Genomic DNA, 14,450 nt, shown 5'->3' with positions numbered 1-14,450 from the left:
CGCGCATGCGCTTGCGTGTTGCCCGAGGTAGCGGGGAATCATTTAGGATGGAGAACTGAGGCTCAGCGCCTCATGCCGGCCTGGCGCAATTGGTAGCGCACCACTCTTGTAAAGTGGGGGTTACGGGTTCAAGTCCCGTGGCCGGCCCCGCAGGCCCCTACTCCCGACTGGGAAGTAGGGGTTTTTCTGTGTCGCCCGTCGACCCCTTTTCGCGCCAACTCCGCGTTTACCCACGATTTTGGCGCGGCCCGCGAGGAGGCAGCGGCATCCGTCAGCCACGGTCGTAGCCGGCCATCCATGATGGCCACGCGAAGCTTCTGCGCCTGCCCGTCCGGGCTGCGAACGCAAATTCGAGGCACAGCCGTCGCTCGCGCGGTGCGGCAAGCAGGTCAGCGGAGAGCAGAGTCATGGGCCCACCCTAGTGGTCCAGCTCAGAGGGCCGCCACGTACACTGATGGCTGGGGTTTTACGAGCGGATGCCCGCTCACGCGCAGGGCTTGCGCCGCGTCGGAGAAACCCCGGGAGGAAACACACATGAGCCTGATTCGGCTGAACGATGTCAGCATCCGCTTGGAGAACACCCAGATTCTGCGCGAAGCGTTCTTTCGCCTCGAACCCGGCGACCGAGTCGGCCTGATCGGCAAGAACGGCTCCGGCAAGTCCACGATTCTCAAACTGATTCTGGACCAGGTCTCGCCAGACACCGGCGAGGTCACCCTTGAAGACGGCATCGGGATCGGCTACTTCTCCCAGTTCTCCGAACTCAACGGCCAGCAAACCATCACCGAAGTGCTCGACGAACTGTTCGTGGCCGTGAAGGCCGTCGAGGCAGAACTTGCCGCTATCGACGCGGCGATCGCGCTCGATTCCTCGGCCAGCGCCGAACTCGACCGGCTGATCACCCGTCAGGGCGAACTGTTCGAAGAGATGGACCGGTTGGACGGCTGGGACTACAAGCGGCACATCGACACTGCGCTGACCACCCTCGGGTTCAATGAGGCACATCGCGTCTGCGCCATCGACGAGCTCTCCGGCGGCTGGCGCAACCGCGCGGCCCTGGCGAAAATCGTGCTCGAAGCCCCCGACGTGCTGCTGCTCGACGAGCCCACCAACTACCTCGACGTGGCCGGCGTCGAATGGCTCGAAGCCTGGTTCAAAAGTTTCAAGGGCGCCGCCATCGTCGTCTCGCACGATCGCAAGTTTCTTGACGCCGTCGTCACCCGCATCATCGAGGTCGAAAACTTTCATCTGCACGAATACCCAGGCAACTTCGACGCGTACATCGTGCAGAAGCAGTTTCGACTTAAAACCCTCGAGGCCCAGTTCGTGCACGAATCCGAGCTGCTCGCTTTCGAAGCCGAGGGCATCGCCGACCGCCGCGAGGCCGCCAAGGCCGAGAGTCGCCAGCTTGGCAACCAGCTCGCGCACATCAAAAAGTCGCGCACACCGCGTCCGGTCGACCAGATCATCACCGAGATCTACGGCAACCTGCACGTCAAGGATGTACTTTGTCGGGTCGACGGCCTCGCCAAAAGCTACGGCGACAAGCTACTGTTCGAAAACCTCAGCCTCGAGGTACATCGCGGCAACCGCATCGTCGTACTCGGCAGTAACGGTAGCGGCAAAACCACTCTGCTGCGCGTACTCACCGGGGAAGAGACGGCCGACCACGGCTCGGTCGCCTGGGCAAGCGGCGCCGGCGTCGTCTCCTATAACCAGATCCTCGCCGAACTCGACGAGAGCGACACGGTCAGCCACGCCGTCAACGCCATGCCTGGCAGTCTCGCCCTTACCGCGACCAAGAAATCGGTCAACCGCTTTCTGACCATGTTCCAGTTCAGCGAGGCCGACCTGAAACAAAAGATCGGCAACCTCTCGGGCGGGCAACGCGCCCGCGTTGCGATGGCCCAGTGCCTGCTCTCCGGCGCCTCGGTACTGCTGCTCGACGAACCGACCAACCACCTCGACATGTCGAGCACCCAAGTGATGGAACGCGCCCTCGTGCACTTTCCTGGCGCCGTCGTGGTTGTCAGCCACGACCGGTTTTTCACCGACAAGATCGCCAACCGACGCCTCGTCTTCGGCAGCGAAGGCGCAGCCCCCGGCGAAATCGAGGTACGTGTCGCCTGACTCGCCCGTCGTGCCTCGCCGCTCGGCGCCGCACCTCGTACGACCAGGCCCGGGCTCCGGACACTGGCCCCGTGATGGATCATGGGCCCAGCGACCTCAGGTGGGCCGGGGCGGACGGCGCGTCGCTGCCGAAACCCCGGCGCGCCCGCGCACGCCTCAGTGTGGCCCATGCCCCGTCTCGTAGTATTACCACGTGTCCCAGCCCCGCGCCCATACCCGAACGGATGCGTCGACCGTGCCACCAGCATCCGCTGTGCCGGTCTGGCTGGCCCTGATCTTCTCGGTGCTGATCGGCGCTCTGTACGCTGTTCAATCGCGCATTAATGGTGAACTGGGACACCAGATCGGCGACGGATTCACGGCCGCCGTGATCTCGTTTGGCTCCGGCCTGATCGTTCTCAGCCTCGGGGTGATCGTGTTTCGCAGTGGACGCCGCGGCCTGCAGCTGGTGGCGCGCGCCGTCGCGGCGAAAAGGCTGTTTTGGTGGCACCTGCTCGGCGGCCTGGCCGGCGCCCTCTTCGTGCTATCGCAGGGACTCGTTGCCGCGCCGCTGGGCATCGCCTTGTTCACCGTGGCCGTCGTGGCCGGCCAGACGGTGAGCGGAGTGTTGATGGATCGGTTCGGCATCGGCCCGGGTGGACGAAGAAAACTGCACGCGTCCAAAATCGTGGGCGCCTTGCTGGCCTTGCTGGCTGTCGCGTTTACGGTGAGCGGTGAAGTGCGCGGCAGCGATGCCCTCTGGCTATTCGCGTTGCCGCTGATCGCGGGAATCGGCCAGGGCTGGCAGCAGGCCGTCAACGGTCAGGTGCGCGTCACAGCGCAGAGCGCGTTGACGGCGACCTTCCTGAATTTTCTCAGTGGCAGCATCGCCCTCGTGCTCGCCGCGCTCGTGCACGGCGTACTGGTCGGCTTCGCGCTCGACCTGCCGAGCAACCCGTGGCTCTACACCGGCGGACTGATCGGCTGCATCTTCATCGCCGGCGCCGCCGTTGTTGTGCGCACCACGGGGGTGCTCATGCTGGGCCTGTGTATCGTGGCTGGCCAGTTGGTCTGTGCCCTTGCGCTCGATCTGCTCGCGCCGACGGCTGGGCATCCGCTCGGACTTTCGACCGTGCTCGGAACGGTCATCGCCCTCGCTGCCGTCGTCATCGCCGCGGTCCGCTGGCGTCGCCCCGGCCACGCCCGCGCCTGACCGCAGTGCGTGTCCATCCCGACCGGGCCTGGGCCCGGAAAGCGGGCCCAGGATAGATCATGGGCCCGGCGCTTCACGGTGGGCCCGGGACGAAAAGCGCGGGCCCAAACCTGGTGCTATAAAACGCCGAGAAACTCCTCGGCGTCAATTGACAGCCGCACGCCCGGTTTGCAATCGTCTGGAACACCACCGACGTAAAGCCATCCCAGCAGCTCTTCGCCGTCGGCGAGGGCGTGCAGCTCGCGCACCGGCGCCGTGCGCACGAGGGGACCCGTGCGCCACATCGCGCCCCAACCGGCGTCCGCGAGCAGCAGCGTGAGCAGGTGCGCGACGCCTGCCGCCGCAGCATCCTGCTCCCAATCGGCCACCTTGAAGCTCGCATGACGAGAGGTGATAAGCGCGATCAACAGCGGTGCCCGCAGCGGCTTACCGGCCAGCTTGATCGCTTCAACGCCCTCACAAGCGGATGCCGCCACAAACGCCGCTCCGAGCCGCTCGCGGGCATCGCCCCGCAGCTCGAGGAGTCGCCACGGACGAAGCGCGCCGTGATCCGCGCCGCGGGCCGCCGCTGTCACCAGGGTCAGCAGCTCGGTGCGGGTCGGCGCCTCGCCGGTCACTTTTGAGTAACTGCGTCGGCCAGTGACGGCCAACAAAACCGCCGAGGCAGCGGCATCCGTTGTCATACCGGCTTACTTGCTGGGGGTGAAGTTGAGCGAGATCGAGTTCATGCAGTAACGGTCACCGGTCGGAGTGCCGAAACCGTCGGGAAAAACGTGCCCGAGATGCGAACCGCAGTTGGCGCAGCGCACCTCGGTGCGCACGCTTCCCATGGAACGGTCCTCGAGTAGCTCAACCGCTTCGGGCCGTACCGACTCGTAGAAGCTCGGCCAGCCACAATCCGACTCAAACTTGGTGCCGCTCTGAAACAGTTCTGCGTTGCAGGCTCCGCAGGCGTAGATGCCAGCGCGTTCCTCGTCGAGGAGCTTGCCGGTGCCCGGCCGTTCGGTGCCAGCCTCACGCAGCACCGCAAACTTTTCGTCGCCCAGTTCGGCGCGCCACTCGCTGTTCGACTTGTTGATTGCGTAGTCCATGGTGGATATCCCTTCGTTACGGTCGGCCCATCAAACACCGACAACGTCTACCCAGCCTAAACTCGCGGCGCCGCGCGCGCATTCCGCCGACGTCCATTTCGAAGCGATTACCCGGCGGTCTGCCACGGCGTTGATTGGGCGGCGACGGGCGTGCCGGAGTCAATGTTCAGCCGCCCGCAAATAAGATGAACCAGCGGAGAGGTCGACGAAACCTGTCTCGGGGAGGATACGCCAGTGCATACGCGAACATCCAACCCCGCCGAACCCGCACCGATCGTTGGCGAGAATCAGGTGAGCGACCACCATCTGAGTGAGCGTGACGAGGCTGTTCTGGCGTTTGAGCGTCAATGGTGGCGGCACGTTGGCGCAAAAGAAGAGGCCATCCGCGCCACCTTTGGTGTGTCCGCAGCCCGGTACTATCAACTCTTGGGCGCCCTAGTCGATTCGCCGTTGGCATTGGCCTTTGACCCGATGCTGATAAATCGGCTGCAGCGGATGCGTTCAGCGCGGTCAGAGGCCAGAGCCGGTCGTTCCCTGCCCACCCACGACTAGGCACTCCACCGCTTTCAGCCGGCACACCTGCTGGGTGTCACCACAAGCCCAGCCTGGCCGGCCAACCAAGGATTTCATCAACATGGCGCGAAAATTCGAGAAAGACCGTTTCGACACCCACACGCATTCCCTCGACCGGGTCGGCGCGCACCGTGCTCCCGCCAAGACCGGCCGCGGCTGGATCGCGTTCTGGTGGGCACTCGGCGCGACCGTGCTGTTGATCGTCGTCGGCGTCGTGGGCATCTTCACCATTAATAACCGCTTGGACTTTTCCACTATCCCGGGACTGTCTGGCGCCTCATCGACACCGGCCCCGTCGGAAACCACCGTTCCCACAGCCGTTGCGACCGTCGATCCGGCGCTGACCGTGAATGTGCTCAACGGATCGGCGAACGACGGCGTTGCTGCATCTGTCAGTGACACCCTCACCGCAGCCGGTTGGGTGGTCAGTGCCACCGGAAATGCCAGCACGGACACCGAAGTAAGCACCGTGATCTACTACTCAGACGCGAGCCAGGAAGGCGCAGCTCGCGGAATCGCCGCCTCGCTGCCCGGCGCCACCATCATCATCTCGACCAGCTTCGCGGAGTCGGGTGCTGCGCTAACCGTCGTCGTCGGAAATGACTACGTCGCCCCGGTCGGCTGATCAGCCGAACCGCCGACCTAGTGGTGAACGATTACTTCGTCAACCCCCTTTTCTTCTGGCGTCACTTCAGTAATGTCTGGTCTTGGTCACACATTTTGTTCGGGCAAAACCCGCCCGGATCAAGAAACCTCTTCCAAGGTCACTTACACAAGTAACTTGCAACAGAAATCTTGCTCTCGGGGATTTGCTGCTCGCGCAGAATGACGCAGTTTTTGCGGCAGGCCCGGTACGGCCAATGGGCAGTTGCCGTCGAAATTGAGCACCAAGGAGTAACACATGGCGAACGGGACCGTAAAGTGGTTCAACGCTGAAAAGGGTTTCGGCTTCATCACCGTCGATGGGGGAGGCCAGGACGTTTTCGTTCACTACTCCGCCATTGACATGAGCGGCTACAAGGTTCTCGAAGAGGGCCAGCAGGTCGTCTTCGAGGTCGGCGCCGGAGCGAAAGGCCCGCAGGCCGAATCGGTTCGACCGGCTTAATCCATCCCTGTTTCGGGTCTGTCCCCGCACTAACGCCGCCCGCTGCAACGGGCGGCGTTAGTGTTTACCGGTGACTACGAAAAAATCGTCCCGAAGCTCTCGATCGCACCGACCGCTCGGGCTGCTCCTTCTTGTGGTGCCGGCACTGCTGTCAAGCGGATGCGCCGCCAGCACGCCAGCACCCTCCAGCGCACCTGCGGAGACCTGGACGTCGACCTACACGGCTTCTGAGGCGACCGAGATGGCGCCGCTGACGGGGCTTGCTCTGGCCGAGGGATCATTGGCGCACCCGTCGCTCGCGGCCAAGATAGACAACCACAGTGCTGCTCGCCCACAGGTAGCCATCGATCAAACCGACCTGGTCTTTGAAGAATTGGTCGAGGGTGGCATCACCCGCTACGTAGCGGTGTGGCAGTCGAACATTCCCGACGCGCTCGGGCCGGTGCGGTCGATTAGACCGATGGACCCCGACATCATCGCTCCGTTCGGTGGCCTCGTCGCCTACTCGGGAGGGCAGCAGCGCTTCGTCGACGCGATGAACGCGACCGGGCAGGTGAGCGCCATTTTCGACTATGACACGACCGGACTGTTCTCGCGCTCGTCCGCAACGGCGGCCCCGCACAACGTGATCCTCGCGGCGTCGGAATTCGTCAACCGCAATGCGGAGGTCGCACCGCCCGCCCAGCAGTATGCCTATGCTGCCACGCTCGCCGACGCATCCGCTTCGGTAGACGGCACGCCGATCTCGGTGATCAACACTCGTTTCTCCACGGCCAGTGGGCGGAGCTGGACCTGGAATGCCGAGGCCTCAGCCTACCTGCGGGCGCAGGACGGCACACCAGACCTCTCCGCAGCTGGCGTGCAGCTCAAGGCGACCAACCTGGTCGTTCTGCGAGTTAACGTGACCGTCGACCAAAGCATCCCCAAGACCGAGCTGATCGCTTCGGGGGAGGCGTCGGTGTCGACCGGAGGCAAGAGTGTGACGGCCACCTGGAGCAAAGGCTCGCAGACGGCCCCGATCCGTCTCGTCGACGGCAACGGAGTGACAATTCGGCTGGCACCAGGCAATACCTGGTTTCAGCTCGTGCCGAACGACACCGGCTCCGTCGAACTCGTTCCCTGACCGTGCGCCACGAGCCAGGCACCACCCCGGATCCTCGCTTGCACTCTCGACCCTAGAGTGCCAGAATCGTTCTAGCACTCTCATCATCTGAGTGCTAACCCCATCATCGTTTGGAACGTCCGGGAGGGACGAGTTACACATATGGCAAAAATCATTGCATTCAATGAAGAGGCCCGTCGTGGGCTTGAGCGCGGCCTGAACATCCTCGCCGACACCGTCAAGGTCACCCTCGGCCCGCGCGGTCGCAACGTCGTTCTGGAGAAGAAGTGGGGCGCCCCCACGATCACCAACGACGGTGTGTCCATCGCCAAGGAGATCGAGCTCGACGACCCGTACGAGAAGATCGGTGCCGAGCTCGTCAAGGAGGTCGCCAAGAAGACTGACGACGTCGCTGGCGACGGAACCACCACCGCAACCGTTCTCGCCCAGGCTCTGGTTCGCGAAGGCCTGCGTAACGTCGCAGCCGGCGCCGACCCGATCAGCCTGAAGCGCGGCATCGAGAAGGCCACGGCAGCAGTCATCGCCGAGCTCATCGCCAGCGCCAAGGAGATCGAAACCAAGGAAGAGATCGCCGCTACCGCGTCCATCTCCGCCGGAGACACCGAAATCGGCGCGATCATCGCCGAGGCCATCGACAAGGTCGGCAAGGAAGGTGTCGTCACTGTTGAGGAGTCGAACACCTTCGGTACCGAGCTTGAGCTCACCGAGGGCATGCGCTTCGACAAGGGCTTCTTGTCGGCATACTTCGTGACCGACCCCGACCGTCAGGAAGCGGTCTTCGAAGACCCCTACATCCTGATCGTCAACTCCAAGGTCTCCAACATCAAGGACCTGCTTCCCATCGTGGACAAGGTCATCCAGACCGGCAAGCAGCTCCTCATCATCGCGGAAGACGTCGACGGCGAGGCCCTGGCCACGCTCGTTGTGAACAAGATCCGTGGCATCTTCAAGTCCGTCGCCGTCAAGGCTCCTGGCTTCGGAGACCGTCGCAAGGCTCAGCTGCAGGACATCGCCATCCTTACCGGTGGACAGGTCATCTCGGAAGAGGTCGGTCTCAAGCTTGAGAACGTAACCCTCGACCTTCTTGGTAGCGCCCGCAAGGTCGTCATCACCAAGGACGAGACCACAATCGTCGAGGGTGCCGGAGACGTCGAGGCCATCGCCGGTCGCGTTTCGCAGATCCGCGCCGAGATCGAGAACACCGACAGCGACTACGACCGCGAAAAGCTCCAGGAGCGCCTCGCCAAGCTTGCTGGCGGCGTCGCTGTCATCAAGGCCGGAGCCGCAACGGAGGTTGAGCTCAAGGAGCGCAAGCACCGCATTGAAGATGCAGTGCGTAACGCCAAGGCTGCCGTCGAAGAGGGCATCGTCGCCGGTGGTGGCGTTGCACTGATTCAGGCTGGCAAGACCGCATTCGAAAGCAAGGCAGTCCTTGACCTCGTCGGCGACGAGGCAACGGGCGCGAACATCGTGCGCGTCGCCATCGACGCTCCGCTCAAGCAGATCGCGCTCAACGCCGGCATGGAGCCTGGCGTTGTCGCCGACAAGGTGCGCAACCTCCCCGTCGGATGGGGCCTTAACGCCGCCACCGGCGAGTACGTCGATATGATCGCTGCCGGCATCAATGACCCGGTGAAGGTCACCCGCTCCGCGCTGCTCAACGCCGCGTCGATTGCCGGACTGTTCCTCACCACCGAGGCCGTCGTTGCCGACAAGCCCGAGAAGAACTCGGCTCCGGCCGGCGACCCCTCGGGTGGCATGGACTTCTAAGTCCCGCCCCTAGCTACACCATAAAAGTGGGCGTCTCCTTCGGGAGGCGCCCACTTTTGTGTATCGACTGGCGAGTTTCGTTGATCGCGGCGCGAGCTTGCGAACGATCGAGACCCTTGGGAGGTCTCGATCGCTCGTTCCTCGCGCATCGACCGGTGTGCGGAGACTACCTGGCGGTGCGGGCCGCCTTCACCAGGTCGGCACATCGTTCGCCGATCATCATGGTGGTGATGTTCGGGTTCACGGTGACGAGCACGGGCATGACCGAGGCGTCTGCCACGCGCAGGCCGGTGACACCCTTCACGCGCAGCTCGGGGTCGAGGGGGGAGAACGCGTCATCTACCGCGCCCATCCGGACGGTTCCGGCGGGGTGGTACACCGTGTTGTGGGTCTTCTCGATGTAGTCGGTGATCTGGGCATCCGTTTGCACGTCGATGCCCGGGTACAGCTCGACGCCGGCCCAGTCGGCCATAGCCGGCTGCGCCACGATCTCGCGGGCCTTGCGAATTCCGGCGACCATGACGCGCATGTCGTGCGGGTCGGTGAAGTAGCGCGGATCGACCATGGGCTTGTCACGGTAATCACTGCTCCGCAGTTTCACGGTGCCACGCGAGCGCGCCCGAGTTACGTTCGGGGTCAGGCAGAAGCCGTTTTCCGTGGTCGGGTACCCCTGGCGGGCCGTGTGCATGTCAAACGGCACCGAGCCGTAGTGGAACATGAGGTCGGGGCGATCGAGGCCCTCCTCTGTGGTGGTGAAGATGCCGGCCTCCCACCACTGCGTGGACGTCTCTGGCATCGGCTGCTTCGCCTCCCACTGGATGACACCCTCTGGGTGGTCCTGCAGGTTCTCGCCGACGCCGGGAGAGTCCGCGAGCACCTCGATGCCGAATGAGGCGAGCTGCTCAGCCGGCCCGACCCCGGAGAGCATGAGCAGCTTGGGCGAGTCGATGGCGCCGGCCGAGAGAATGACCTCGGCGCGCACCGTGAGCTGGTGCGTCTTGCCGAAGCTGGCATCGACGACTTGCACCCCGGTACAGCGCTTGTTCTGGTCGAAGGTGAGTTTGCGGGCACGCATGCCGGTGAGCAGCGTAAAGTTGGCCCGCCCCATGATCGGATGAATATACGAAACGGATGACGACGCGCGCGTGCCGTCCGCCTGTCGATTGATCTGAAAGAAGTTCGCGCCGTTCACAACGGTCGTGCCGGAGTTGAATGTCGTGCGCGGGATACCGGTCTGCTCGCAGGCATCGAGCAGGGCGACGCCGCAGACATCGGTGGCGGGCACATTCATGAGCTGAACGGGGCCGTCCTGGCCATGGTGTGGGGCCTGGTCTTCATTGGCTTCGAGGCGCTGGTAGAGGGGGAAGGTGTTGGCGGCTTCCCATCCGGTGGCCCCGTGCACGAAGGACCAGTCGTCGAGGTCTTCGGCCGGTGCCCAGAAGGCGATGCAGGAGTTGTGACTGGAGCAGCCGCCGAGCACCTTGGCGCGGGCGTGGCGCATGAACGAGTTGCCGTGTTCCTGCGGTTCGATCGGGTAGTCCCAGTCGTAGCCGCTTTCCAGTAGCTCCATCCAGCGGTCGAGCTTGAGGATGACGTCGATGCCCCGGTCGTCGGGGCCGGCCTCCACGAGAGCGACCTCGAGCTGGGGGTCCTCGCTGAGACGAGCGGCGACGGCGGCTCCGGCTGAGCCGCCGCCGATCACGATGTAGTCGAACTCGGTGTGAGTGAGAACAGTAGTGGTCATGGCAGTCCTAACGTGCGGCGAACCAGCCTGTGACGGCCGGTTCGGTGTTCTGGTAGATGTGCTTGGTCTCCTGGTACTCGCCGAGGCCCATCGGGCCGAGCTCGCGGCCAACCCCCGACTGTCCGTAGCCGCCCCATTCCGCCTGCGGCAGGTAGGGGTGAAAGTCGTTGATCCAGACGGTTCCGTGACGCAAGGCCTTGGCCACGCGCTGGGCTTTGCCGGCATCCTGGGTCCAGACCGCTCCGGCCAGGCCGTACACCGTGTCGTTGGCGATGCGCACGGCCTCGGCTTCGGTTTCAAAGGTTTCAATCGTCACGACCGGGCCGAACGCTTCGTCAATGACGACGGACATGCCGCTTGACACCTGGTCGAGAATGGTCGGCGTGTAGTAGAAGCCCTGGGCGAGTTCGCCCTCGCCCCAGGTGCCGCCTGCGCGCAGGCGTGCACCCTCAGCGAGGCCCTTGGCGACGTAGGCGGTGACCTTGTCGCGGTGCGCTGCGCTGATCAGCGGGCCGGTTTCCGCGTCAGCGTCGAACGGGCCGCCGAGGCGAATTTGATTGGCGCGGCGCACCAGTTCGTCGACGAATTTCTCGGCAATGGATGCTTCCACCACGATCCGCGCGCCGGCCGAGCAAACCTGCCCCGAGTGCACGAAGGCACCGTTGAGAGCGTTGTCGACCGCGGCATCAAAGTCGGAGTCGGCGAAGATCACGTTGGGATTCTTACCGCCGAGTTCGAGGGCTACCTTCTTGACCGTTCCTGCTGCGGCGGCGGCGATCTTCTTGCCGGTTTCCAGCCCGCCGGTGAACGAAACGAGGTCGACATCGGGGTGGCTGGAAAGCGGCGCTCCCACTACTGCGCCTGCGCCGAGCACGAGATTGGCGACGCCGGCCGGCAGGCCGAGATCGTCAAGTAGTCCCATCATGAGCATGCTGGTGTGCGGAGTCAGCTCGCTTGGCTTGAGCACAAAAGTGTTGCCGGCGGCGAGGGCCGGCGCGATCTTCCACGCGGCCTGCAGCAGCGGATAATTCCACGGCGCGATCAGGCCGCAGACTCCGACGGGTTCGTGCACGATGCGGCTGATGACACTCTCATTGCCGGCATCGACGACGCGCCCGCTGTCCTGACCGGCAATCTTGCCAAAGTAGGCGAAGCAATTGGCGATGTCGTCCATGTCGATTTCACTCTCGACCAGGCGTTTGCCGGTGTCGAGGGTTTCAGCCCTGGCGAATTCGGCGCGACGTACGTGCAGTTCGGCGGCGACGCGCAGCAGAAAGTCGCCGCGTTCGGGCGCCGGAACGGTGCTCCAGACGCCGCTGTCGAAGGCGATACGGGCGGCGCGGATCGCGGCGTGAACATCCGTTGTGGTTGCCTCGCTGACCGTGCCGACCACACTCTGGTCAGCCGGGCAGCGGATTTGGCGGGTGCCGGCGTCGCTCGCGGGCACCCAGGCGCCACTGATGAACAGCGTGGCTGGTGCCGTGGTGTCGGTGAGTGTGTTCATTGCTTAACCTCGTCCGATTCGAAATCGGCTTCCCAATTGTCTTTGGCCACCTGGTCCTCGGCGAGGGCGGTGTTTCCCGGCTCTGCACGGTTGAGGTGCAGAAAGTCGAGGTGGGTTTCATAGTGGTCGAGCACGTCGGTGATGACCTGCTCCTTGCTGTAGCCCATGAGGTCATAGCCGTGACTGCCCTCAAGGGAGAAAACCTCCATGCGGTAATACTTGCCGCTCGCGCTCGCCGATCGCACCGCATAGGTCGGAGTGTCGAATTGCACCGGGTAGATCTGGTACTTGAAACCGCGTTCGTCGCCCATCGACACGTTGAGGTCGAGGTGCGGTATCTGCAGGCCATCGACGATGCCCTGCGACAGGGTCACCTCGGCTCCCTGCTCGCACAGCTCATCATGCACTTCCTGCAGGGCAGGTAGGGCAACGCTGGACACAAAGCGTTCGGCCTGGCGGGGACCGGGATAGCTCATGGCGCGGGTCAGGCGCTGACGCCAATTGCGTGCGCGGGCCGGATCGGTGCTGCGGCCGGACAGGAGGCCGGGCAAACTCGCCCGGTAGCTGTCGGTGAGTGATTGTTCGACCCGCAACGCCTTATACAGACCCAGCATGACGAGTAGCAGAACCGCCGAGAAGGGCAGCCCCATGATGATCGTGGCATTTTGCAGCGTCGAGATGCCTCCGACCAGCAGCATTGCCATAGTCAGCACGCCGGTGGTCACTGCCCAGAAGATGCGCAGCCACTTGGGGCCGTCGGACTCGGAATCCTTCAGATGCGACGTGAAATTCGCCATTACGAGGGCGCCGGAGTCGGCGCTCGTGACATAGAACAGCAGCCCGGTAAACGTCGCGATCGCGGCGGTCGCGGGGGCGAATGGGAACTCAGCGAGCAGCGAGTAGAACGCCCGCTCCGGCGAATTCATAGCCACGTCGCCGAAGCCGGCATCCCCGCCGATCACGATGGCAAGGGCGCTGTTACCGAACACCGCAATCCAGATCAGGATGAACGCGAACGGCACGATCATGGTGCCGGCGACGAATTCGCGGATGGTACGGCCGCGGGAGATGCGAGCCAGGAACAGGCCGACGAACGGTGCCCAGGCGATCCACCAGGCCCAGAAGAACAGGGTCCATCCGTTGAGCCAATCGTCGGGGCGGTTATAGGCGAAGGTGTTGAGAGTCAGTGCCGGGAACCGGCTGAGGGTGTCGCCGATATTGAGGATGATGGCGTCGAGCAGAAAGCTCGTGTTGCCGGCGATCAGAATGAAGAGCATAAGACCAACGCTCAGGAGAACGTTGAGTTCGGAGAGGCGGCGGATGCCCTTTTCTACCCCGGAGACCACGGAAATCGTGGCCATGACCACGCTGAGGGCGATGAGCGAGCCTTGCACCAGCAGGGTTTCCGGCGTTCCGAACATGAAGGTGAGGCCGTAGTTGAGCTGGGCGACGCCGATGCCGAGGCTCGTCGCGATGCCGAAGATCGTGCCCAGAATCGCGGCGATGTCGACGATGTCACCGATCGGGCCGTGAATCTTCTTGCCGAAGATCGGGTATAACGCCGAACGGATGCTCAGGGGCAGGTTTTGCCTATAGGCGAAGTAGCCGAGCGCGAGGCCCATGAGCGCGTAGAGCGCCCAGCCGGTGATGCCGTAGTGGAAGAGTGTCCAGACCATGGCCTGGCGGGCGGCTTCGACGGTGCTGCCGTCGCCGGTGGGCGGGGCGAGGTATTGGGTGACCGGTTCGGAGACCGAGAAAAACATCAGGTCGATGCCGATTCCGGCGGCGAAGAGCATGGCTGTCCAGGTGAACAGGCTGAATTGCGGCCGCGAGTGGTCTGGCCCCAGGCGGGTTTTGCCGACGCGGGACAGCGCGACGACGATGACGAAGACCAGCACGACGGTGACGATGAGAAAGTAGTACCAGCCGAGGTTGACCGACACCCAGCTGACGACAGCGGCGATGACGTCGCTGGCATTGGTGGGGGCGAGGATCGCCCAGAGGGCTATCGCAATGATTCCGGTGGCTGAACCGAAGAAGACCGTCTTATTGACCCGGGTCTTGTTCTCCGGGGGAAGTCCCGGCGGCTCGGTCACTGAAGTGGCGGGGGGAGTCTCCGGCGGAACAGCGGGAGTGTGGGCAGAGAGAGTCATCTCATCCTTGATACTTGGTGTGATGTCTCGATAACGCTAGCGACGCGGGGCGACGTCTGGCTATC

The 14,450-nt window shown here is 63.8% G+C and carries 12 protein-coding genes and 1 tRNA gene; 8 read left to right on the top strand and 5 right to left on the bottom strand.

The genetic code is table 11. The annotated features are described in order from the left end of the window. The first annotated feature begins 74 nt into the window (after positions 1-74). From CXY75_RS15035 to CXY75_RS15025, 3 genes are all read left to right on the top strand, one after another. A tRNA-Thr gene (locus CXY75_RS15035) sits at positions 75-147 on the top strand. 387 nt (positions 148-534) lie between these two features. Continuing rightward, positions 535-2,130 (top strand): ABC-F family ATP-binding cassette domain-containing protein, encoded by a 1,596-nt coding sequence (locus CXY75_RS15030; protein WP_104083634.1) that lies wholly within the window; start codon positions 535-537, stop codon positions 2,128-2,130. A gap of 193 nt (positions 2,131-2,323) precedes the next feature. Beyond that, positions 2,324-3,322, top strand: a complete 999-nt coding sequence (locus CXY75_RS15025; protein ID WP_233201939.1) for a DMT family transporter — start codon at positions 2,324-2,326, stop codon at positions 3,320-3,322. Between the two features lie 116 nt (positions 3,323-3,438). On the opposite strand, the gene CXY75_RS15020 is transcribed toward CXY75_RS15025, so the two are convergent. Both CXY75_RS15020 and msrB read right to left on the bottom strand, forming a co-directional pair. Next, positions 3,439-4,005 carry a nitroreductase family protein gene (locus tag CXY75_RS15020; protein ID WP_104083632.1) on the bottom strand — a complete coding sequence of 189 codons (567 nt, stop codon included), beginning with the start codon at positions 4,003-4,005 and terminating at the stop codon, positions 3,439-3,441. 6 nt (positions 4,006-4,011) lie between these two features. Beyond that, positions 4,012-4,413, bottom strand: a complete 402-nt coding sequence (gene msrB, locus CXY75_RS15015; protein WP_104083631.1) for a peptide-methionine (R)-S-oxide reductase MsrB — start codon at positions 4,411-4,413, stop codon at positions 4,012-4,014. Positions 4,414-4,686: 273 nt separating this feature from the next. Here msrB and CXY75_RS15010 point away from each other — a divergent pair, with 273 nt between their 5' ends. From CXY75_RS15010 to groL, 5 genes are all read left to right on the top strand, one after another. Continuing rightward, entirely contained in the window at positions 4,687-4,965 is a 279-nt protein-coding gene (locus tag CXY75_RS15010) for a DUF3263 domain-containing protein (RefSeq protein WP_104083903.1), read from the top strand. Positions 4,966-5,047: 82 nt separating this feature from the next. Continuing rightward, positions 5,048-5,611 carry a LytR C-terminal domain-containing protein gene (locus CXY75_RS15005; protein ID WP_104083630.1) on the top strand — a complete coding sequence of 188 codons (564 nt, stop codon included), beginning with the start codon at positions 5,048-5,050 and terminating at the stop codon, positions 5,609-5,611. 276 nt (positions 5,612-5,887) lie between these two features. After that, entirely contained in the window at positions 5,888-6,091 is a 204-nt protein-coding gene (locus CXY75_RS15000) for a cold-shock protein (protein WP_035834941.1), read from the top strand. Positions 6,092-6,161: 70 nt separating this feature from the next. Further along, positions 6,162-7,214: a DUF3048 domain-containing protein gene (locus CXY75_RS14995; RefSeq protein WP_146069491.1), complete on the top strand. Its 1,053-nt coding sequence runs from the start codon at positions 6,162-6,164 to the stop codon at positions 7,212-7,214. A 141-nt stretch (positions 7,215-7,355) separates the two neighbouring features. Beyond that, positions 7,356-8,984, top strand: coding sequence for a chaperonin GroEL (groL, locus tag CXY75_RS14990; RefSeq protein WP_104083628.1), 1,629 nt, complete (start codon positions 7,356-7,358; stop codon positions 8,982-8,984). Positions 8,985-9,150: 166 nt separating this feature from the next. On the opposite strand, the gene CXY75_RS14985 is transcribed toward groL, so the two are convergent. Genes CXY75_RS14985 through betT form a run of 3 tightly spaced genes read right to left on the bottom strand, consistent with a single transcriptional unit; the run spans position 9,151 to position 14,385 of the window. Next, a complete protein-coding gene (locus tag CXY75_RS14985; protein WP_104083627.1) occupies positions 9,151-10,728 on the bottom strand; it encodes a GMC family oxidoreductase in 1,578 nt (525 codons plus the stop codon). Between the two features lie 7 nt (positions 10,729-10,735). Further along, positions 10,736-12,232, bottom strand: a complete 1,497-nt coding sequence (locus CXY75_RS14980; RefSeq protein WP_104083626.1) for an aldehyde dehydrogenase family protein — start codon at positions 12,230-12,232, stop codon at positions 10,736-10,738. Continuing rightward, the gene (betT, locus tag CXY75_RS14975) at positions 12,229-14,385 is read right to left on the bottom strand and encodes a choline BCCT transporter BetT (protein WP_104083625.1); all 2,157 of its coding nucleotides are present in this window, start codon (positions 14,383-14,385) and stop codon (positions 12,229-12,231) included. The genes CXY75_RS14980 and betT overlap by 4 nt, the downstream gene beginning before the upstream one ends. Positions 14,386-14,450 lie beyond the last annotated feature (65 nt).

The organism is Cryobacterium sp. Y11, from assembly GCF_002929535.1.
GTDB lineage: Bacteria > Actinomycetota > Actinomycetes > Actinomycetales > Microbacteriaceae > Cryobacterium.
The sequence above is the reverse complement of the archived record's forward strand: the minus strand, read 5'-3'. Positions and strand labels throughout refer to the sequence as shown.

Excerpts from the sequence above, each read along its gene's own strand:
- CXY75_RS15030 (WP_104083634.1), top strand. The coding sequence starts at position 535 with ATGAGCCTGATTCGGCTGAACGATGTCAGCATCCGCTTGGAGAACACC.
- CXY75_RS15020 (WP_104083632.1), bottom strand. The coding sequence starts at position 4,005 with ATGACAACGGATGCCGCTGCCTCGGCGGTTTTGTTGGCCGTCACTGGC.
- msrB (WP_104083631.1), bottom strand. The coding sequence starts at position 4,413 with ATGGACTACGCAATCAACAAGTCGAACAGCGAGTGGCGCGCCGAACTG.
- CXY75_RS15005 (WP_104083630.1), top strand. The coding sequence starts at position 5,048 with ATGGCGCGAAAATTCGAGAAAGACCGTTTCGACACCCACACGCATTCC.
- CXY75_RS15000 (WP_035834941.1), top strand. The coding sequence starts at position 5,888 with ATGGCGAACGGGACCGTAAAGTGGTTCAACGCTGAAAAGGGTTTCGGC.
- groL (WP_104083628.1), top strand. The coding sequence starts at position 7,356 with ATGGCAAAAATCATTGCATTCAATGAAGAGGCCCGTCGTGGGCTTGAG.
- CXY75_RS14985 (WP_104083627.1), bottom strand. The coding sequence starts at position 10,728 with ATGACCACTACTGTTCTCACTCACACCGAGTTCGACTACATCGTGATC.
- CXY75_RS14980 (WP_104083626.1), bottom strand. The coding sequence starts at position 12,232 with ATGAACACACTCACCGACACCACGGCACCAGCCACGCTGTTCATCAGT.
- betT (WP_104083625.1), bottom strand. The coding sequence starts at position 14,385 with ATGACTCTCTCTGCCCACACTCCCGCTGTTCCGCCGGAGACTCCCCCC.